The 18,574-nt window shown below is 70.4% G+C and carries 22 protein-coding genes; 5 read left to right on the top strand and 17 right to left on the bottom strand.

Annotated features, from left to right (window positions below):
- Positions 1-30: 30 nt before the first annotated feature.
- The 8 genes from C7474_RS04940 to infC form a co-directional block, all read right to left on the bottom strand.
- A complete protein-coding gene (locus C7474_RS04940) occupies positions 31-954 on the bottom strand; it encodes an amino acid ABC transporter permease (protein WP_121057799.1) in 924 nt (307 codons plus the stop codon).
- Complete coding sequence (locus tag C7474_RS04935; protein WP_121057798.1) at positions 951-1,601, bottom strand: amino acid ABC transporter permease; 651 nt, start codon at positions 1,599-1,601, stop codon at positions 951-953. Before C7474_RS04935 ends, C7474_RS04940 begins: the two co-directional genes overlap by 4 nt.
- A 98-nt stretch (positions 1,602-1,699) precedes the next feature.
- Positions 1,700-2,614, bottom strand: coding sequence for a glutamate ABC transporter substrate-binding protein (locus tag C7474_RS04930; protein ID WP_121057797.1), 915 nt, complete (start codon positions 2,612-2,614; stop codon positions 1,700-1,702).
- A 46-nt stretch (positions 2,615-2,660) separates the two neighbouring features.
- Positions 2,661-3,380: an amino acid ABC transporter ATP-binding protein gene (locus C7474_RS04925; RefSeq protein WP_199692376.1), complete on the bottom strand. Its 720-nt coding sequence runs from the start codon at positions 3,378-3,380 to the stop codon at positions 2,661-2,663.
- 156 nt (positions 3,381-3,536) lie between these two features.
- The gene (locus C7474_RS04920; protein WP_121057795.1) at positions 3,537-4,331 is read right to left on the bottom strand and encodes a TrmH family RNA methyltransferase; all 795 of its coding nucleotides are present in this window, start codon (positions 4,329-4,331) and stop codon (positions 3,537-3,539) included.
- Between the two features lie 87 nt (positions 4,332-4,418).
- Positions 4,419-4,799 carry a 50S ribosomal protein L20 gene (gene rplT / locus C7474_RS04915; RefSeq protein ID WP_121057794.1) on the bottom strand — a complete coding sequence of 127 codons (381 nt, stop codon included), beginning with the start codon at positions 4,797-4,799 and terminating at the stop codon, positions 4,419-4,421.
- 28 nt (positions 4,800-4,827) lie between these two features.
- Positions 4,828-5,022: a 50S ribosomal protein L35 gene (gene rpmI / locus C7474_RS04910; protein WP_121057793.1), complete on the bottom strand. Its 195-nt coding sequence runs from the start codon at positions 5,020-5,022 to the stop codon at positions 4,828-4,830.
- 48 nt (positions 5,023-5,070) lie between these two features.
- Positions 5,071-5,769: a translation initiation factor IF-3 gene (gene infC, locus C7474_RS04905; RefSeq protein WP_121057792.1), complete on the bottom strand. Its 699-nt coding sequence runs from the start codon at positions 5,767-5,769 to the stop codon at positions 5,071-5,073.
- Between the two features lie 185 nt (positions 5,770-5,954).
- Between infC and C7474_RS04900 the strand changes: the two genes are divergently transcribed.
- Entirely contained in the window at positions 5,955-6,365 is a 411-nt protein-coding gene (locus C7474_RS04900; protein ID WP_121057791.1) for a DUF1844 domain-containing protein, read from the top strand.
- Positions 6,366-6,512: 147 nt separating this feature from the next.
- On the opposite strand, the gene C7474_RS04895 is transcribed toward C7474_RS04900, so the two are convergent.
- The 6 genes from C7474_RS04895 to C7474_RS04870 all read right to left on the bottom strand — a co-directional run bounded on the left by C7474_RS04895 (position 6,513) and on the right by C7474_RS04870 (position 10,993).
- Positions 6,513-7,334, bottom strand: coding sequence for an SseB family protein (locus C7474_RS04895; protein WP_121057790.1), 822 nt, complete (start codon positions 7,332-7,334; stop codon positions 6,513-6,515).
- Positions 7,318-8,064 carry a bifunctional 1-(5-phosphoribosyl)-5-((5-phosphoribosylamino)methylideneamino)imidazole-4-carboxamide isomerase/phosphoribosylanthranilate isomerase PriA gene (gene priA, locus C7474_RS04890; RefSeq protein WP_121057789.1) on the bottom strand — a complete coding sequence of 249 codons (747 nt, stop codon included), beginning with the start codon at positions 8,062-8,064 and terminating at the stop codon, positions 7,318-7,320. The genes C7474_RS04895 and priA overlap by 17 nt, the downstream gene beginning before the upstream one ends.
- 70 nt (positions 8,065-8,134) lie before the next feature.
- Entirely contained in the window at positions 8,135-8,788 is a 654-nt protein-coding gene (hisH, locus tag C7474_RS04885; RefSeq protein ID WP_121057788.1) for an imidazole glycerol phosphate synthase subunit HisH, read from the bottom strand.
- Positions 8,785-9,396: an imidazoleglycerol-phosphate dehydratase HisB gene (hisB, locus tag C7474_RS04880; protein WP_121057787.1), complete on the bottom strand. Its 612-nt coding sequence runs from the start codon at positions 9,394-9,396 to the stop codon at positions 8,785-8,787. The genes hisH and hisB overlap by 4 nt, the downstream gene beginning before the upstream one ends.
- 84 nt (positions 9,397-9,480) lie before the next feature.
- Positions 9,481-10,554 (bottom strand): histidinol-phosphate transaminase, encoded by a 1,074-nt coding sequence (locus tag C7474_RS04875; RefSeq protein WP_121057786.1) that lies wholly within the window; start codon positions 10,552-10,554, stop codon positions 9,481-9,483.
- 61 nt (positions 10,555-10,615) lie between these two features.
- Positions 10,616-10,993, bottom strand: a complete 378-nt coding sequence (locus C7474_RS04870; RefSeq protein WP_121057785.1) for a LysM peptidoglycan-binding domain-containing protein — start codon at positions 10,991-10,993, stop codon at positions 10,616-10,618.
- A gap of 270 nt (positions 10,994-11,263) precedes the next feature.
- Between C7474_RS04870 and lexA the strand changes: the two genes are divergently transcribed.
- Together lexA and C7474_RS04860 are read left to right on the top strand one after the other, a co-directional pair.
- Positions 11,264-11,944 carry a transcriptional repressor LexA gene (lexA, locus tag C7474_RS04865; RefSeq protein WP_121057784.1) on the top strand — a complete coding sequence of 227 codons (681 nt, stop codon included), beginning with the start codon at positions 11,264-11,266 and terminating at the stop codon, positions 11,942-11,944.
- Positions 11,945-12,009: 65 nt separating this feature from the next.
- Positions 12,010-12,924 (top strand): hypothetical protein, encoded by a 915-nt coding sequence (locus C7474_RS04860; RefSeq protein ID WP_121057783.1) that lies wholly within the window; start codon positions 12,010-12,012, stop codon positions 12,922-12,924.
- Here C7474_RS04860 and C7474_RS04855 read toward each other — a convergent pair.
- The 3 genes from C7474_RS04855 to C7474_RS04845 are packed head-to-tail and all read right to left on the bottom strand — an operon-like array spanning position 12,903 to position 15,537.
- Positions 12,903-13,439, bottom strand: a complete 537-nt coding sequence (locus C7474_RS04855; RefSeq protein WP_121057908.1) for a flavin reductase family protein — start codon at positions 13,437-13,439, stop codon at positions 12,903-12,905. The genes C7474_RS04860 and C7474_RS04855 overlap by 22 nt on opposite strands.
- 38 nt (positions 13,440-13,477) lie before the next feature.
- Complete coding sequence (locus C7474_RS04850; protein WP_121057782.1) at positions 13,478-14,524, bottom strand: methionine synthase; 1,047 nt, start codon at positions 14,522-14,524, stop codon at positions 13,478-13,480.
- A 20-nt stretch (positions 14,525-14,544) separates the two neighbouring features.
- Positions 14,545-15,537 (bottom strand): putative oxygenase MesX, encoded by a 993-nt coding sequence (locus C7474_RS04845; RefSeq protein ID WP_121057781.1) that lies wholly within the window; start codon positions 15,535-15,537, stop codon positions 14,545-14,547.
- Between the two features lie 121 nt (positions 15,538-15,658).
- Between C7474_RS04845 and C7474_RS04840 the strand changes: the two genes are divergently transcribed.
- On the top strand, positions 15,659-16,609 hold the full coding sequence (locus C7474_RS04840; protein WP_121057780.1) for a LysR family transcriptional regulator: 951 nt from the start codon (positions 15,659-15,661) through the stop codon (positions 16,607-16,609).
- 52 nt (positions 16,610-16,661) lie between these two features.
- Positions 16,662-18,551 carry a prolyl oligopeptidase family serine peptidase gene (locus C7474_RS04835; RefSeq protein ID WP_121057779.1) on the top strand — a complete coding sequence of 630 codons (1,890 nt, stop codon included), beginning with the start codon at positions 16,662-16,664 and terminating at the stop codon, positions 18,549-18,551.
- Positions 18,552-18,574 lie beyond the last annotated feature (23 nt).

The raw sequence follows: 18,574 nt of genomic DNA, 5'->3' as shown, positions 1-18,574 counted from the left end.
CGGGGCGCGTGTCGCCCCGCCGGTGACCGACTAGATGTGGAAGCCGCCGCCTTGGTTGAACTTCCCGGCGCCCTTCTGCGCCGCGATCAGTTCGGTGTCGGTCGTCGCGGGGACCGGGTGGTGCAGCGGGTCTACCGCCTGCTGGGCGCGCTCCGACCGGCGCAGGCGCCGCTCCACGCGGTACGAGATGTAGCTGATCGCGAGGCACAGCGCCACGTAGATCGCGCCGGCGATGAGCGCCGCCTGGATCAGCGGCGAGCCGTACTGGGCGTTCGAGCCGAGCAGCTTCGCGAAGTAGAGCAGCTCCGGGTAGGTGATGATGAACCCGAGCGCGGTGTCCTTGAGGGTGACGACGAGCTGCGCGATGATCACCGGCATCATGGCCCGGATCGCCTGCGGCAGCAGCACGAGGCGCATGACCCCCGACTTGCGGAGGCCGATCGCGGAGCCGGCCTCGCGCTGTCCGCGCGGCAGCGCCTCGACACCGGCGCGGATGACCTCTGCCAGCACCGAGCCGTTGTATGCGACGAGGGCGATGACGACGGCCCAGTACGATTCCATCTTGATGCCGATCACGGGCAGGCCGTAGTACAGCAGCAGCATGAACACCAGCACCGGGATCGCGCGGAGCACCTCGATGATCCACGTGACGGGCACGCGCACCCACGCGTGGTCGGACAGGCGGCCGATCGCGAGCACGAAGCCGAGCACGAGGGCGCCCACGGCGGCGGCGCCGAACGCGGCCAGGGTCGCGAGGGTCGCCTCGGCGAAGCGCACCCACACGGCCGAGAACGTGAAGACGTACCACTTGTCGGCCTCGAACTGGCCGGTCTCGGCGAAGCGCCAGACGACGAAGCCGAGGACGGCGAGCACCAGCAGCACGGTGACGACCCCGAGGAGCCGGTTGCGGGCACGGGCGCGGGGACCGGGGACGTCGTAGAGGACGGAACTCATCGGGCCACCTGCCATCTGCGCTCGAGCACGCGTTGCAGCCAGGCCAGCAGAAGCACGAGCACGACGAACACGGCCATGACGATGAGGATCGTGACCATCTGGTTCTCCCCCTGCTCGCTCATGTTGGCCCGGATGTTGCCGAGGTTGACGACGGAGAATCCGGCCGCGACCGTCGTGTTCTTCAGCAGCGCGATGAACACGCTCATCATCGGCGGGATCACCGAGCGCGCCGCCTGCGGCAGCACGACCAGGCCCATCACCTGCGTGAACGGCATGCCGAGCGCGCGCGCCGCCTCCGCCTGTCCGACGGGCACCGTGTTGATCCCCGATCGGAGGGTCTCGGCGACGTACGTGGCCGTGTAGATACCCAGGCCGCAGACGGCGAGGACGAGGTAGCTTCCGCGCGGCACCGGCACCAGCAGCGGCACGGCGAAGGCGAAGAAGAAGAGGACGAGGGTCAGCGGGGTGTTGCGGATCCAGTTGACGTAGACGGCCCCCACCGCGCGGGCGACGGGGATCGGGGAGACCCGCATGGCACCGATGAGGAAGCCGAGGACGAGCGCGATCGCGGCGCCGCCGAAGAACAGGATCAGCGTCCCGACGAGCGCGTCGCGCCACAGATCCGGGTAGTCGAAGATCTGGTTCACGGGGCTCCTTCCGGGGGTCGTAGAGGGAGGGCGGGCGGATGCTGCGCGGGGATGCCACGGGGCGGCGCCGAGTCGGGCCGCCGCCCCGTGGCGCCGGGTCAGCTGACCGGGTCGGGCTCCGGCTGGGTGCCGGTGACACCGGCCGGGCCGAGGTTCTTCTCGAAGATCGCGTCCCAGATCTCCGGGTTGTCGGTCATCGTCGTGTTGATGAACTCCGCGAACGCCGTGTCGCCCTTGGCGATGCCGACGCCGTAGCGCTCTTCGCTGAAGGGCTCCCCGGCGATCTTGAGGTTGTCGGGGTCCTGCGCCGCGTAGCCGATGAGGATCGCCTCGTCGGTGGTGACGGCATCCGCCTGGCCGTTCTTGAGGGCCTCGACGCACTGCGAGTACGTGTCGAACTCGGTGGTCTTGGCGGGCGTCTCGTCCTTGATCCGCTGGATCGAGGTCGATCCCGTGACCGAGCAGACGGTCTCCTCGGCGGTGAGCGAGTCGACGCCGGTGATCGCGTCGTTGTCGGCGGCGACGAGCAGGCCCTGGCCGGTGATGAAGTACGGCCCCGCGAACGAGATCGATTCCTTGCGCTTGTCGGTGATCGAGTAGGTCCCGACGTAGTAGTCGATGTCGCCGTTGATGAGCGCCTGCTCGCGGTTGGCCGACGGGATCGCCTGGAACTCGATCTGATCCTCGTCGTAGCCGAGCGAGGCGGCGATCCAGCGGGCGATGTCGACGTCGAAGCCGGTGCGCTCGTTGGTGGTCGGGTCGAGGTAGCCGAGGTTGGGCTGGTCCTCCTTGACGCCGATCTTGACGGATCCGCGCTCGGTGATCTTCTCGACCGTGGGGCTGCCGTCCACGGTGGGGGCCGGGTCGGCGACCTCGAACCAGACGGTCGCCTCCTCGGAGGCCGCTCCGCTCTCGTCCGGGGTGGAGGTGGGCGTGCCGCTGTTGCACGCAGTGAGGGCCAGTCCGGCAGCGGCCAGCAGGCCGAGGCCGGCAGCGATCTTGGTACGTCGCATGTGATCTCTCTCCTTCGGTTGCGTATCTCGGTGGGGGACGGGGACGTCAGTGGGTGATGAGCTTGGAGAGGAAGTCCTTCGCGCGGTCGCTCTTCGGATTCGTGAAGAACTCGTCGGGGGTCGCCTCCTCGACGATCTGACCGTCGGCCATGAACACGACGCGGTCGGCGGCCTTGCGGGCGAAGCCCATCTCGTGGGTGACGACGATCATGGTCATGCCGTCCTGCGCGAGGGACACCATCACGTCGAGCACCTCGTTGATCATCTCGGGGTCCAGCGCGCTCGTCGGCTCGTCGAAGAGCATGACCTTCGGCTTCATCGCGAGAGCGCGGGCGATCGCGACGCGCTGCTGCTGTCCGCCCGAGAGCTGCGCGGGGAGCTTCGCGGCCTGGTGTCCGACGCCGACACGGTCCAGCAGCACCTTCGCCTCGGCCTCGGCATCCGCCTTGCGCATCTTCTTGACCTTGAGGGGGCCGAGCGTGACGTTCTCGAGGATCGTGAGGTGCGAGAAGAGGTTGAACGCCTGGAACACCATGCCGACATCGGCCCGCAGGGCCGCGAGCGCCTTGCCCTCGGCGGGGATCTCGACGCCGTCGATCGAGATCGACCCGCTCGTGATGGTCTCGAGCCGGTTGATGGTGCGGCACAGCGTCGACTTGCCCGAACCGGAGGGTCCGATGACGACGACGACCTCGCCGCGGTTCACCGTCAGGTCGATGTCGGTGAGGGCCTGGAAGTCGCCGTAGTGCTTCTGCACGTTCTCCATGACGACGAGCGGGTCACCGCGCCGCACCGTGATGTTCGACGTCTTCGGAGCCGGGTCGTGAGCAGAGGCCGTCATCCTGCCACCCTGGCACGGGCGGGCGCCCTCCGGCAGACCCTTTACCGAGTTGTAACAGGTCTGATACGGGCCTGTACGCGCTCAGGCGCGCTGCGCGAACGCCGTCTCGTAGAGGCAGACAGAGGCCGCCGTGGCGAGGTTGAGCGACTCGGCGCGGCCGTAGATCGGCAGGCGCAGCGAGACGTCGACGAGGGCGAGAGCCTCGGGCTCGAGGCCCCGCGCCTCGTTGCCGAACAGCCACGCCGTGGGTCCGGCCAGCGTGCTGCGCTGGGCCAGGAAGTCCTCTCCGCCGACATCGGCGGCGACCACCTGCATCCCGGCCTGGTGCGCGCGTTCCACCGTCCCGGTGAGCTCGCCGGCGACGGCGACCGGCACGTGGAACAAGGACCCGGTCGTGGCCCGCACGACCTTCGGGTTGTAGGGGTCGACGGTGCGACCGGTGAGCACGACGGCGTCGGCGCCGGCGGCATCGGCGGCCCGGATGATCGTGCCGAGGTTGCCGGGGTCGCGCACCTCCTCGCAGATCGCGACGAGACGGGGTCCCGCCGCGAAGATGTCGCGCACGCTCGCGGGCGTCTGCCGGGCGACGGCGACGATCCCCTGCGGGGTGACCGTGTCGGCCATCGCGTCGAGCACCGCCTCGGTCGTGAGCACGACCTCGACGCCGGCCGCGGATGCCGCGTCGCGGATGTCCTGGTGGCGTTCCATCGCCGACGGCGTCGCGAACAGCTCGACGAGCGTGTCGGGCGCGTAGGCGAGGGCCTCCCGCGCGGACTGCGGCCCCTCGAGCAGGAACAGTCCCGTCTCCTGACGCGCACTGCGCTTGGTCAGTTTCGCGACGGCGCGCACACGCGGCGACCGGGGGTTCTCGAGCACGTCCACATTTTATGGGGTGGGACGGGTCCCGCCCGGGAACGACGAAGGGCGCCCTCGCGAGGAGGGCGCCCTTCGAACGGGGTGCGCTTACGCCTTGGGGGCGTTGACGTCGGCCGGCAGGCCCTTCTTCGCGGTCTCGACGAGCGAGGCGAAGACGGCGGGCTCGTTGACCGCGAGCTCGGCGAGCATGCGGCGGTCGACCTGGACGCCGGCCAGGTTCAGACCCTGGATGAAGCGGTTGTACGTGATGCCGTTCTGACGGGCGGCGGCGTTGATGCGCTGGATCCACAGGCGGCGGAAGTCGCCCTTGCGCTTGCGACGGTCGCGGTACGCGTAGACGAGCGAGTGGGTGACCTGCTCCTTCGCCTTGCGGTACAGGCGCGAACGCTGGCCCCGGTAACCGGAGGCGCGCTCGAGGATGACGCGACGCTTCTTGTGGGCGTTGACGGCCCGCTTGACTCTAGCCATTTCTCATATTCCTAACGTGCGTCGGCGATCAGATGCCGAGGAGCTTCTTGGCGACCTTGGCGTCGCCCGGGGCGAGGATCTTGTCGGCCGAGAGGCGGCGGGTGCGCTTGGTGGGCTTGCCCTCGAAGTTGTGGCGGAGGTTCGCCTGCTGCTTCTTGAGCTTGCCGGTACCGGTGACCTTGAAGCGCTTCTTGGCGCCCGAGTGGGTCTTCTGCTTGGGCATATCTCTTCCTTCGTTGGGATTCCCGCCGGGCGGGAGTCTGTGGGGCGCTTACTCCGCGGTGGCGGCGGGCGCTTCGTCTTCGGCGCCCTCGCCCGCGTGGCGGGCGTCTCGGGCGGCCTGCTTGTTCGCCGCACGGACGGCGTTCTGCTCGGTCTTGACCTCGGACTTGTTCTTGTGCGGGGCGATCACCATGACCATGTTGCGTCCGTCGATCGTGGGGTTGGACTCCACGGTGCCGAACTCGGCCACGTCCTCCGCGAACTTGCGGAGCAGGCGCACACCCTGCTCGGGACGCGACTGCTCGCGACCACGGAACAGGATCATGGCCTTGACCTTGTCACCCGTCTGGAGGAAGCCCTCCGCACGCTTGAGCTTGGTCTGGTAGTCGTGCGCCTCGATCTTCAGACGGAAGCGCACCTCCTTGAGGACCGTGTTCGCCTGGTTGCGACGTGCTTCCTTGGCCTTCTGGGCAGCTTCGTACTTGAACTTGCCGTAGTCCATGATCTTGACCACGGGCGGCTTCGAGTTGGGCGCCACCTCGACCAGGTCGAGGTCGGCCTCCTGCGCCAGGCGCATCGCGACTTCGATGCGGACGACGCCGACCTGCTCACCGGCGGGACCCACGAGGCGGACCTCGGGGACGCGGATGCGCTCATTGGTGCGGGGATCGCTGATGCGGAACTCCTCTTCGTGCGGGGATGGCCACCGGGACGCAGTGGTGCGTCTCGGGCGGAAGAGGCTCGGCATCCACCCGCACGATGCTGGGCATCGGCATTGTGTACTGCACCCGTACCGGTGTTCCGGACGACCTCGCGGACGAGGCGGAGTGCGTGACCCGGTAGCCTGGAGCGGCAAGCGCGGGTGGGATGTGATCCTCTTTCGAGCCGGAGTAGAACACTCCGGTGCCCGCTCAGTCTAGCAGAGAGCAGCACGTGGACACGATCCCCTCCCCCGAGCCGTCCTTCGACCCCGCCGGCGACGACCGTCCGGCGCAGTGGGAGGAGCAGGAGCGCGCCGCCGCGAACGCCGCCGGACGCGACATCGCCGACGTGCCCGCCGTCGAGGTCATCACCACGACCGCCGTTCACCTGCTCAGCGCCGCGGCCGTGAAGGTGGGCCTCGCCGACGACCCCGCCTCGCAGACCGACCTCGACGAGGCGCGCAAGCTCATCAATGCGCTGGCGGGCCTGATCACCGCCGGCGCTCCCGAGATCAGCGACATGCACGCGCGCTCGCTGCGCGACGGGCTGCGATCGGTGCAGCTCGCGTTCCGCGAGGCGTCGGTCATCCCCGACCCGATCGGCAAGGGCCCCGGCGAGAAGTGGACCGGCCCCGTCACCTGACCGCGCCCGCCAGAGCCCGCGAGTTCGCCGGTCCGTCCCCGAGTTCGCCGGTCGGCGCGCAAGTTCGCCGGCGAGCTCGACGCCGTAGCGGCGATCTCGGCGAAGAGGTGACGAGGTCGGTGCGGCACGAGCCTCCCGATCGGCGGGTCAGCCGCGGACGAGCTTGACCGTCAGCGAGTCGACGAGCACCGCGATGCGGTCATCGGCGGCCCAGCGGCTCGCCAGACGCTGCAGGATCGCGTCGAGTTCGGCCTGTTCGAGCCCGTCGACGAGGTGCAGGCGCACAACCAGCTCGGGGCCCCGCAGCCGGGCGTCCGGATCGCCGGAGGCCACCGACAGGTCGAGCACGCCGAGCTCGCCCCCGATCGATTCCTGCAGCCCCGCGAACACCTCGGGCGAGGTGTGCGCCGGCTCCCAGGCCTGACCCTGCCCGATCGCCCAGACCGCGGGACGACGCAGCACGAACTCGGTCGGCGAGGACGGGTCGATCACGATGAGGTCGGTGTCGTCGGATGCCGCCGCGAGCGCGGTGCGGATGCCGTCCGCCGGCACCGGACGGGCGAGCGCATCCCAGGCGCGCATCGTGTCGACGCTCGTGAACACCGGAAGCACCTTGCGGCCGTCGGGGGCGGCGACCGTCACGATCGAGAGTTCCTGCGTCTTGTCGACGACGAGACCGGTCGGGCCGACGCCCTCATCGCCCTTCTCGGCGAGGAGCGGGATCAGCAGGCGCGCGCCTCGGTAGGCCTCGGCGACCGCGGCGGCATCCCCGTCGCCGGCTCGGAAGTCGGTGAGGGCGGCCAGCAGCGCCGCATCCGCGGAGCCGTCGTCGCCGGCATGCGGGTTCGCCTCGAACGCACGCCCCTCCCAGGGCACTCCGGCGGAGTCGCCGGGGACCGCGCAGGCGTGCCCGCCCGCGCCGCCGTGACCCTCGCCGTGGCCGTGCGCCGGGTCAGCCGGCCGCGACATCCAGCGCCTCGGCGAGCGTGAACGCGCCGGCGTACAGCGCCTTGCCCACGATCGCGCCCTCGACGCCGAGCGGCACGAGTTCGCGGAGGGCGGCGATGTCGTCGAGGCTCGAGACGCCGCCGGAGGCGATGACCGGCTTCGGCGTGCGGGAGGTGAGCTCGCGCAGCAGCTCGATGTTCGGGCCCTTGAGGGTGCCGTCCTTCGTGACGTCGGTCACGACGTAACGGCTGCAGCCGGCATCCTCGAGGCGGTCGAGCACCTGCCAGAGATCGCCGCCCTCCCGGGTCCAGCCGCGGGCGGCCAGCGTCGTGCCGCGCACGTCCAGACCGACCGCGATCGCCTCGCCGTAGCGGCTGATGACGTCGGCAGCCCACTCCGGGTTCTCCAGCGCGGCAGTGCCGAGGTTGATGCGCGTCGCGCCGGATTCGAGCGCGGCCTCGAGCGACGCGTCGTCGCGGATGCCGCCGGACAGCTCGATCTGCACACCGCGTACGGCGCGGATGGCCTTGCGGATGACGCCGGTGTTGCTGCCGCGCCCGAACGCGGCGTCGAGGTCGACCAGGTGGATCCAGGTCGCCCCCTGGTCGGCCCACTGCTGCGCCGCGTCGACGGGGTCGCCGTAGTCGGTCTCGGTGCCGGCGGCGCCCTGCGTCAGGCGCACGGCCTTGCCGTCGGCGACGTCGACGGCCGGCAGCAGGATCAGTTCAGGGGTGGACGCGAAATCGTTCATGGTTCCTGGTGTGTCTGGGGTGCTGTGGGAAGGCCCGCACGCCCGTGGCGCGCACGCACGAGGCAAGAGCCTACCGGGGTTGCGGGAGCGATCCGATCCAGTTCGAGAGCAGGCGGATGCCCGCCTCCCCCGACTTCTCGGGGTGGAACTGCGTCGCCGACAGGGGGCCGTTCTCGACCGCGGCGAGGAACGGGGCACCGTAGTCGCACCAGGTGAGCACGGGCTCGCGGAACGGGCGCACGACGTCGAGGCTCCAATGCTGGGCGCCGTAGGAGTGCACGAAGTAGAACCGCTCGTCCTCGATGCCGTCGAAGAGCGTCGAGCCCTCGCCCGCACGCACGGTGTTCCAGCCCATGTGCGGGAGGACGGCGGCATCGAGCTCGGTGACGGCGCCCGGCCATTCGCCGAGGCCCTCCGTGTCGACCCCGCGCTCGACGCCGTGCGCGAAGAGCACCTGCATGCCCACGCAGATGCCCAGCACCGGCAGACCACCGGCGAGGCGTCGCTCGATGAGTTCGTCGCCGCGCTGGGCGCGCAGTGCCTCGGCGACGGCGGCGAAGGCGCCGACACCGGGCACGACGAGCCCGGCGGCATCCTGGACGAGGCCGCGGTCGGCGGTCAACCGCGCGTCCGCTCCGGCGGCGACGAGCGCCTTCACGGCCGAATGGACGTTGCCCGAGCCGTAGTCGAGCACGGCGACGAGCGGCCGCGACGACGCGGTCACAGCGCACCCTTGGTGCTCGGCACCCCCACGACGAGCGGGTCGAGCGACTTCGCCTGGCGGAACGCGCGCGCGAACGCCTTGTACTCGGCCTCGGCGATGTGGTGCGGGTCGCGGCCGCCCAGCACCCTCACGTGCACCGTGAGCGCACCGTTGAAGGCGAGGGCCTCGAAGGTGTGGCGCACGAGCGAGCCCGTGAAGTGGCCGCCGATGAGGTGGTGCTCGAACCCGGCGGGCTCACCGGTGTGCACGAGATAGGGCCGTCCTGAGATGTCGACGACGGCCTGCGCGAGCGCCTCGTCGAGCGGGACGAGGGCGTCGCCGTAGCGCGAGATGCCTCTCTTGTCGCCGAGCGCCTGACGGATCGCCTGGCCGAGCACGATCGAGACGTCTTCGACCGTGTGGTGGGCGTCGATGTCGGTGTCACCGGACGCCCGGACGCTCAGATCGGTCAGCGAGTGCTTCGCGAACGCCGTGAGCAGGTGGTCGAAGAACGGGACGGTGGTGTCGATGTGGCTCTGGCCGGTGCCGTCCAGGTCGAGTTCGAGTTCGACGGTGGATTCGCTCGTCGCGCGGCGGATCTGCGCCGTGCGGGATGCGGGGCTGCTCATGTCGGCGAGTCTACCGAGGCGCCGGCGGCGGAGCGGGCCGCATGACGGCGCGCGACGCACCGCGTCGGCGCGTCGGCACGCGCCTCAGAGCGAGGCGAGCGCGTCGAGGAAGGCCGACGTCTCCTGCTCGGTGCCGGCCGTCACGCGCAGCGCGTGCGGGATGCCGACGTCGCGGATCAGGATGCCGCGGTCGTACAGGCCCTGCCAGGTGTGCGCCGGGTCGTCGACGCCAGAGAACAGGACGAAGTTCGTCCACGACTCGTACGGCTGGTAACCGAGGGCCTCGAGCGTCGCAGACATGCGGTCGCGCTGGGACACGATCTCGTCGACCATGCCGAGCATCGTGGGGGCGTGCCGCAGCGCCGCGGTCGCCGCCGCCTGCGTGAGCGCGCTCAGGTGGTAGGGCAGGCGCACGAGGCGCAGCGCGTCGATCAGCGCCGGATCGGCGGCGAGGTACCCCACGCGGGCGCCGGCGAAGGCGAACGCCTTGCTCATCGTGCGCGAGACGACGAGACGCTCACGGTCGGGCAACAGCGTCAGGGCGGAGCGGGACTCGCGCGGGGCGAATTCCTGGTACGCCTCGTCGACGATGACGATGCCGGGGGCCGCGTCGTAGACGGCGGCGATGGTCTCCAGCGACAGCGGTGTGCCGGTGGGGTTGTTCGGCGCGCAGAGGAACACGACGTCGGGCGCGGCATCCGCCACCTGCGCGGCGGCGTCCTCGGGCGTCAGCGTGTAGTCCACGCCGCGCGTTCCCGTCACGTACTCGGCGCCCGTCGCGCGGGTGAGGAGCGGGTACATCGAGTAGGTGGGGCCGAACCCGAAGGCGGTGCGGCCGGGACCGGCGAAGGCCTGCAGCAGGTGCTGGAGCACCTCGTTCGAGCCGTTCGCCGCCCAGATCTGCTCCGGGGTCAGTCCGTGCCCGAGGTAGTCGGCGAACCCTTCGCGCAGCGAGGTGAACTCGCGGTCGGGGTAGCGGTTGACGTCCCGCAGCGCACGGGCGATGCCGTCGAGGATGTCGTCGGCAACGTCCTCGGGGACCGGGTGGGTGTTCTCGTTGACGTTCAGCGCGACCGGCAACGGCGCCTGGGGCGCGCCGTAGGGGGTGAGCCCCCGGAGGTCGTCGCGGAGGGGGAGGTCGTCGAGACTCGCGCTCATCCCACCCATGCTACGGGGCGGGAACGGGTACATCCCCGCGGAGAGACGGGCCGCGGCTCGATCACCGTCCGGCGCTGTACTCCACCGGGATCGACAGCGACTGCCCGGGGATGACGTCGCCGGTCGGCAGCGCGTTGAGCGTGACGATCTGGTCGACGACGTCGCGGGGGTCGGCGTCGGGCGCGATGTCGCCCGCGATGGACCACAGCGTGTCGCCAGGGACGACCGTGACCGTGGCGAACGTGCCCGCGGGGGCGCCGGCGTCGTGCGAGGCGATGGCGCTGCCGCCGGAGAGGATCGCGAGGGCGAGCGCGATGACGGCGGGGAGCGAGGCGAGGACCGCGATCACGCGGCGCCCGCGGACGGTGAGGCGCAGCCGCGTGGTGGGGACGGCGGGACGGACGTGCAGCGCGGGGGCGGCGATGTCGATCGTGGTCATGGTGTCCTCCTCGGTGGCCTCGGATGGGGAGAGGTTCGCATCCGCCCCTCGGCCGGGGGGGCCGGATGCGAACTTCTCTTCCGAAGCTATCTTCGATATAGTCGAACTGTCAAGTGGTCTCGGAATCGGAACCCGATCGAAGACGACACGCGCGAAGGTGCGGCGTGGAGTCCGGGATGGCGGATACGGTTTCGATGACCAGAGCACATCACCCACCTCCGACATTCGAAGCCGGCGACGGCGGAGACGGTCGCGACCGAGGAGTTCCGAATGAGCGAGAAGCCCCAGAGCGACAGACCCCAGACGCGCCGCCGCAAGAGCCTGAGTGACAAGCAGATGGCGATCCTCGAGGTCATCCAGCGATCCATCGCGCGTCACGGCTACCCGCCGAGCATGCGCGAGATCGGGGATGCGGTGGGCCTGAAGTCGCTCTCTAGCGTGACCCATCAGCTCAACCAGCTCGAGCTCAGCGGCTATCTCCGCCGCGACGCGGGCAAGACCCGGGCCATGGAGGTGCTGATCGATCTCCCCGGCACCGCGGCGGAGAACCCCGCCGACGCGGCTCCGTCGATCGGCGACGCCGCCCTCGTCCCGCTCGTCGGCCGCATCGCCGCGGGAGTGCCCATCACCGCAGACCAGCAGGTCGAGGAGATCTTCCCCCTCCCCCGCCAGCTCGTGGGCAAGGGAGAACTGTTCATGCTCAAGGTCGTGGGCGAGTCGATGATCGACGCCGCCATCTGCGACGGCGACTGGGTCGTCGTCCGCTCGCAGTCGACGGCCGACAACGGCGACATCGTCGCGGCGATGCTCGACGGCGAGGCGACCGTCAAGACCTTCCGCCGACGCGACGGCCACACGTGGCTCCTGCCGCGCAACAGCGCCTTCGAGCCGATCCTCGGCGACGAAGCGGTCGTGCTGGGCAAAGTCGTCGCCCTGATGCGCGCCGTCTGAGCCGCCCCGCGCGGGTGACACCCGGACGGCAGGGTGTCGCGTGCACCCGCAGTTGGGCGATCCTCGTGCCGATCTCGATCGTCACCGCCTGGGCGCGTGTGCAGCTCGTCGACGAGGCCAGCTTCGTCGACACCCTCGCGCCGCTGGCCTCCGACGCCGCCGTGCAGGACATGATCGTCGACGAGACGATGGCCGCCATCGCGGCGCGCGTCGACTTCGCTGCGCTGACCTCCGACGTCATCGACGGCGTCGCAGGACTCATCCCGCAGATCGACCGTGTGGTCATCCTCGGCACCGGCGAGAACCTCGCCCTGGTGCGCACCGGGTACGCCGTGGCGACGGCCGTCGGGTACTGGCTCCCGCTGGTCTCGCTCGGCCTGTTCCTGCTCGGTGTGCTCATCGCCCGGCGACGCTCGACGGCACTGCTCGGCTCGGGTGTCCCGCTGCTGATCGGCGGCGGGTCGCTCGCGATCGGCATCGCGATCGGTGCCGGCCTCATGGGGACGGTCGCATCGCAGGCGGACCTCTCACCGTCGGCGCTCGGGGTGATCTATCAGCAGGTCTCGGCGGGCATGGCGCACACCGCGGCGATCATCGCCCTCCTGGGCGCGGTGATCGCCGTGCTGGCCTGGACGAACGGCGCCTCACGCCCCGCCGTGGCCGTACGCGCCGGCGTCGAGTCGGTCAACAGCGGCCTGCGCCGCTCGCTCGCCGGCTGCGGCGTCGATACCGGCCGCTTCGGCCGCTGGATGTCCGCGCAGCGCGGCGTCGTCCGTGCGGCCATCGCGGCGCTCGCGATCATCTGGCGGCTCGCGCTGCGGCCACTCACCGCGGGTGAGGTGTTCCTCGTGCTGATCGTCGCCCTGGTCGCATGGTGGCTCTCCGAGCTCGTGCAGGTGCGTGAGGACGAGACCACGCCGATCGCCGTGGTGGAAGTCGTCGTCGAGGAGACGGCGGGTCAGTCGGCGATCCGGGACTGATCGCTCAGGCGATGCCAGCCGCGGTTGTGGTAGACGAGCGCGTCGCCCGCCTCGCCCGGCGCGACGTCGCGCCCGAAGCCCGACTCCAGGGCGTGCGCGGCGATGACCGTCGAGGTCCCCGCATCCATACGGTCGATGACGGCGCAGCGCACCCACGCGCGGACGTCGTCGTACACGGGCTCGCCGGTCGTCAGCCGCGACCACCCGCGCCCCTGCGCGAACCGGTCGATCCCGCTGGTGGCGCCGAGCTTGGCCAGTTCGAGGTCGTGCGCGTCGAGCAGGTGCACGACGACGGTCTCGGCGCGCGAGAGCACGCCGGCCGAGGACGACAGGGTGGAGATCGAGAAGATCAAGAGCGGGGGTTCGGCGCTGACCGACGACACGGATGTCGCCGTCAGCGCGACCGGACCGTCGCCGGCATCCGCCGTGATGACCGCGACACCACCCGGGTGTCCCCGGAACAGCGCCTTGAACTCCGCCGGCGAGAGGGATGCCGTGAACCCGCGCTCGGGCATCCGCAGCGCGTTGTCCGGCGACGGCGCGGCGGCCGTGCTCACGAGGCGACCTGCGCGGTCTGCGCGATCTCGCCCCGGACGATGGCCGCCCCCGCGCTGAGTGCGCTCAGCTTCCGCTGCGCGATCGCGCGCGGGAAGGGCGCCAGGCCGCAGTTCGTGCTCGGGATGAGGTTCTCGGCGTCGACGTAGGACAGCGCGCGGCGCAGCGTGTCGGCCACCTCATCGGGGGTCTCGACCTGCTCGTTCGCGACGTCGATCGCGCCGAGCATCACCTTCTTGCCGCGGACGAGCTCGATGAGCTCCATCGGCACATGCGAGTTCTGGCATTCGAGCGAGATGATGTCGAGGCTGGAGCGCTGCAGCAGGGGGAAGGACTCCTCGTACTGCCGCCACTGGGATCCCAGCGTCGCCTTCCAGTCCGTGTTCGCCTTGATGCCGTAGCCGTAGCAGATGTGCACCGCGGTCTGAGCGTGCAGGCCCTCCGTCGCGCGCTCCAGGGCGGCGACCCCCCAGTCCTTGACCTCGTCGAAGAACACGTTGAACGACGGCTCGTCGAACTGGATGACGTCCACGCCCGCCGCCTCGAGCTCGCGCGCCTCTTCGTTCAGGATCTTCGCGAACTCCCACGCCAGCTTCTCGCGGCTCTTGTAGTGGGCGTCGTAGAGGGTGTCGACCATCGTCATGGGCCCGGGCAGCGCCCACTTGATCGGGCGGTCGGTGCTCTCGCGCAGGGCGATCGCGTCGTCGACGAACACGGGGCGCTCCCGGCGCACCTCGCCGACGACGGTCGGGACGCTCGCGTCGTAGCGGTCGCGGATGCGGACGGTTTCGCGCTTTTCGAAGTCGACGCCGCTGAGGTGCTCGATGAACGTCGTGACGAAATGCTGACGGGTCTGCTCGCCGTCGCTCACGATGTCGATGCCGCGGCGGGTCTGATCCTGGACGGCGAGGCGCAGCGCATCCTGCTTGCCTTCGCGCAGGGCGTCGCCCTCCAGCGCCCACGGCGACCACAGGACCTCAGGCTGTGCGAGCCAGGAGGGTTTGGGCAGGCTGCCGACGATCGTGGTCGGAAGAAGCGTGTGCATGATCGATGATCCTCCGCTGGTCATGCGACGGGTACCCGGTAGTCGGCCGCCCAGCGTTCCAGGACGTCGCGGTGGGGCTCGATGAAGTGCTCCTGCGTGTACCGGCCCTGCGTGAGGGCGAGGCGGCTGCGCTCGTCGCGGTCGTAGTCGATCCGGGTGCGGGAAAAGTCCTGCGCGCCGAGGCTCGGCCGGTAGACGGCCGGCGCGGCGGAGTTGGCGTTGTAGATCTCGGGGCGGTAGATCTTCTGGAACGCCTCCATCGTGCTGATCGTGCCGGCCAGCTGCAGGTCGGTGTAGTCGGCCGTCAGATCGCCGCGGAAGTAGAACGCGAGCGGCGCGACACTCCCCGGCGGCATGAAGTAGCGCACCTGCAGTCCCATCCGCGCGAAGTACTCGTCGGTGAGCGAGTACGCGTCCTGCTCGTATTCGACGCCGAGGACCGGATGCCGGTAGTCGGATCGCCGGTAGACCTTGCTCGTCGAGACGCTGATGCAGATGACCGGCGACTGGGGGAAGCGCTCCCGGTAGGTCGTCGACTCGAGGAAGCGCTGGAACAGCTTGCCGTGCAGCTCGCCGAAGTCGCTCGGGATCACCGGGGCTCCGCCGCCCGGGTTCGCGGCGGGCAGCAGCACGCTGAAGTCGTAGTCGCGGACGTACGAGGAGAAGTTGTTCCCGACGATCCCGTGCGTGCGCCGGCCCGTGAGCCGGTCGAGCAGGTGGACGTCGAGCACCTCGATGAGGGGGAACCGCCGGTCCACGCCCGCCGCGGCGAACTCCAGCTGTACCGAGACGATCTCGAGTTCGACCGTGTAGCGGTCGCCGTCGGCGTTTTCCTCGCGCACGAGGTCGTTGAATCGGCGGTCGATCATCGTCAGGGTGTTGCGCAGGTTCTCGCGGCGGTGCTCGCCGCGGGCCAGGTTGGCGAAGTTCGTCGTGATCCGCGAGTCCTCCGACGGCGCGTAGTCCTCGTCGAAGCGGGTCGTGGTGATGCTGAACGTGAAGTCGTCCGCCATGGCTGGCCAATCGTCGGGAGGAGCGGCCGTCCGGCCGCGCGGGGAGGGATCTCTCTATCGTGCAACCTCACGCAGATATCGGGTAACCAACCGTGACTATTCGGTCATATAGTCGTCTCCTATGACCCAGGCATCCCGACGGTCGAGCGGCGTGACACTGCAGCACCTGCGGTACTTCATCGAGGTCGCCGCGGAGGGCTCGATCTCCGCCGCGGCAGATGTGCTGTACGTCGCGCAGCCGACCATGTCGGCCGCGATGAAGGACCTCGAGGCCCGCGTGGGTCGCGTGCTGCTGACCCGGTCCGCTCGGGGCGTCGGCCTCACCGACGAGGGAGCGGAGTTCCTCGGCTACGCGCGACAGGTGGTCGAGCAGGTCGAGCTGCTCGAGCAGCGCTATCTGGGACGCCCGCCGTCGCGTCGCCTGCTCGGCGTGTCGACGCAGCACTACTCGTTCGCCGTCGACGCCTTCGTGCGGATGGTCAAGGCCAGCGGTGCCGACGAGTACGAATTCGCGCTGCGCGAGTCACGCACGTGGGACATCATCGAGGATGTCCGCACCCTCCGCAGCGAGCTCGGCATCCTGTACCGCAACGACTTCAACCGCAACGTCATCGATCGCCTGCTGCGCGACTGCGGGCTGGTGTTCCACCCGCTCTTCGCCGCCGCACCCCACATCTTCATCTCTCGCCGCAACCCGCTCGCCGCGCGGGGCAGGGCCACGCTCGCCGATCTGGTGGGCCTGCCCCGGCTCACCTTCGACCAGGGGACGAACAACTCGTTCTACTTCTCGGAGGAGATCCTCTCGACGCTGTCGAGCGCGCGGGAGATCCGCGTCTCCGACCGTGCGACGATCTTCAACCTGATGATCGGGCTCGACGGCTACACGATCTCGACGGGGATCATCAGCGACCAGCTCGACCCCGAGATCGTCGCCATCCCGCTCGACGTCGACGATCGCATCGAGATCGGCTGGATCGGCCATGCGGCGATCCCGCTGACCGACCAGGCGCAGCGCTACCTCGCCGAGGTGCGTGCCGTCGTCGCCGGCTTCGGCGTCGAAGTGCTCGGCTGACGACACTCCGCACGGTCGGCGCCGCGGACGGTGCGGCCGATAGCGTGGGGGCATGGCCCCGCTCCCCTACGGCTCCTGGCCGTCGCCGCTGTCCGCCGCCTGGGCGGCCTCCGCTTCTCCCCGATTCGAGGGCGCCGCCTTCGTCGGAGACGAGATCTGGTGGGGGCAGTCGATCCCGGACGAAGGCGGGCGCACCGCGGTGCTGCGTCGCCGCCCGGACGGCTCTTCCGACGCGGTGCTGCCGTCGCCGTGGAACGCCCGCTCTCAGGTGCACGAGTACGGCGGCGGCAGTTGGGCGGCCACCGAGGACGGCCGCCTGTTCTTCGTCGAGAAGACCGACCAGCGCGTGTGGATGCTGACCCCGGGTGGGCAGCCGCGAGCGCTGACCCCGGCCGACGGCGCGACGCGCTACGGCGGGCTGCGCTGGCAGCACGGCGTGCTGCTCGCGATCTCTGAGCACCACGGCGACGGGCGCGTGCCGCGGCGCGCGATCGTCTCCATCGACGACGACGGGGCGCGCGAGCTCGTCGCCGGCAGCACCTTCCTGGCGCAGCCGGCGCTCTCGCCCGACGGTTCGCACCTGGCGTGGGTGGCGTGGAACCACCCCGACATGCCGTGGGACCGCACCGAATTGCGCGTCGGTCGGATCGAGGGCGGCACCGTCGCCCGGTGGACGGCGGCCACGAGCGGGCGCACCGCCGCACTGCAGCCGGAGTGGCTGGACGCCGAGGCGCTGCTCTACGCCGACGACCCCGACGGACGCTGGAACCTCTTCCGCCTGCAGGTGGGCGACGACCTGCACCATGACGCCGTCTCCCCCGCCGACGCCGACACCGGCGGGGCGCTCTGGGTGCTCGGTCCGCGCTGGTACGCGCCGCTCGCGAACGGACGCATCGCAGCCGTGCGCACGGACGGCGCCGACCGTCTCGAGCTCATCGAGCCCGACGGATCGTCGTCGGCCCTGCCGGTGCCGCCCACCGCGCGGCTGCTCGTCGAGGCCACCGACGGCGAGCGCCTGCTCGTGTCGGGCGCGGCACCCGGGGGAAGCGGAATCTGGCTCGTCACGCCCGGCGAAGACACCGTCCCCGTCGCGGGCGGGGCCGACACGGCGGATGCGCAGTGGTATCCGGAGGCGCGCGCCCTCACGGTCGACGGGGCGTTCGGCCCGGTCCATGCGTTCGACTTCCCGCCCACGAGCCCCGACCATTCCGGTCCCGACGACGAACTGCCGCCGTACCTGGTGTTCGTCCACGGCGGCCCGACCGCGCACGTCGGCGGCGTCGCCGACAGCAAGATCGCCTACTTCACCAGTCGCGGCATCGGCGTGCTCGATGTGAACTACGGCGGCTCCACCGGCTACGGACGCGCCTACCGGGAGCGGCTGAAGGGACAGTGGGGTGTCGTGGACGTGCTCGACGTCGCCGCGGCCGCATCCGGTCTCGCCGCCGCCGGGCTAGCCGACCCGGAGCGCATCGCGATCGAGGGCGGGTCGGCGGGCGGCTGGACGGTGCTGTGCGCGCTCGTGGACACCGACGTGTTCGGCGCGGGGATCTCGCGTTACGGCGTCGCCGACCTGCGGGCCCTCGCGGCCGACACACACGACTTCGAGGCGCGGTACCTCGACGGACTCGTCGGACCGCTGCCGGAGGCCGAAGTCGTGTACCTCGAGCGGTCACCGCTGACGAGGCCGGAACGGCTGCGTACGCCGCTGCTGATCCAGCAGGGTGCCGACGACGCGGTCGTGCCGCCCTCGCAGTCCGAAGCGCTGCGCGACGCCCTCGCCGCCCGTGGCGTGCCGCACGCGTACGTGCTGTACGAAGGCGAGGGGCACGGGTTCCGCCGCACCGAGACGATCGTCCACGCCCTGGAGAGCGAGCTCGCCTTCCTCGGTCAGGTCTTCGGCTTCCCGACGCCGGGCGTGGCTCCGGTGCCCCTGGACTGAGCGACTCGCCCGCGGCACCGTCG

It is taken from the genome of Microbacterium telephonicum (assembly GCF_003651225.1).
GTDB lineage: Bacteria > Actinomycetota > Actinomycetes > Actinomycetales > Microbacteriaceae > Microbacterium > Microbacterium telephonicum.
The sequence above is the reverse complement of the archived record's forward strand: the minus strand, read 5'-3'. Positions and strand labels throughout refer to the sequence as shown.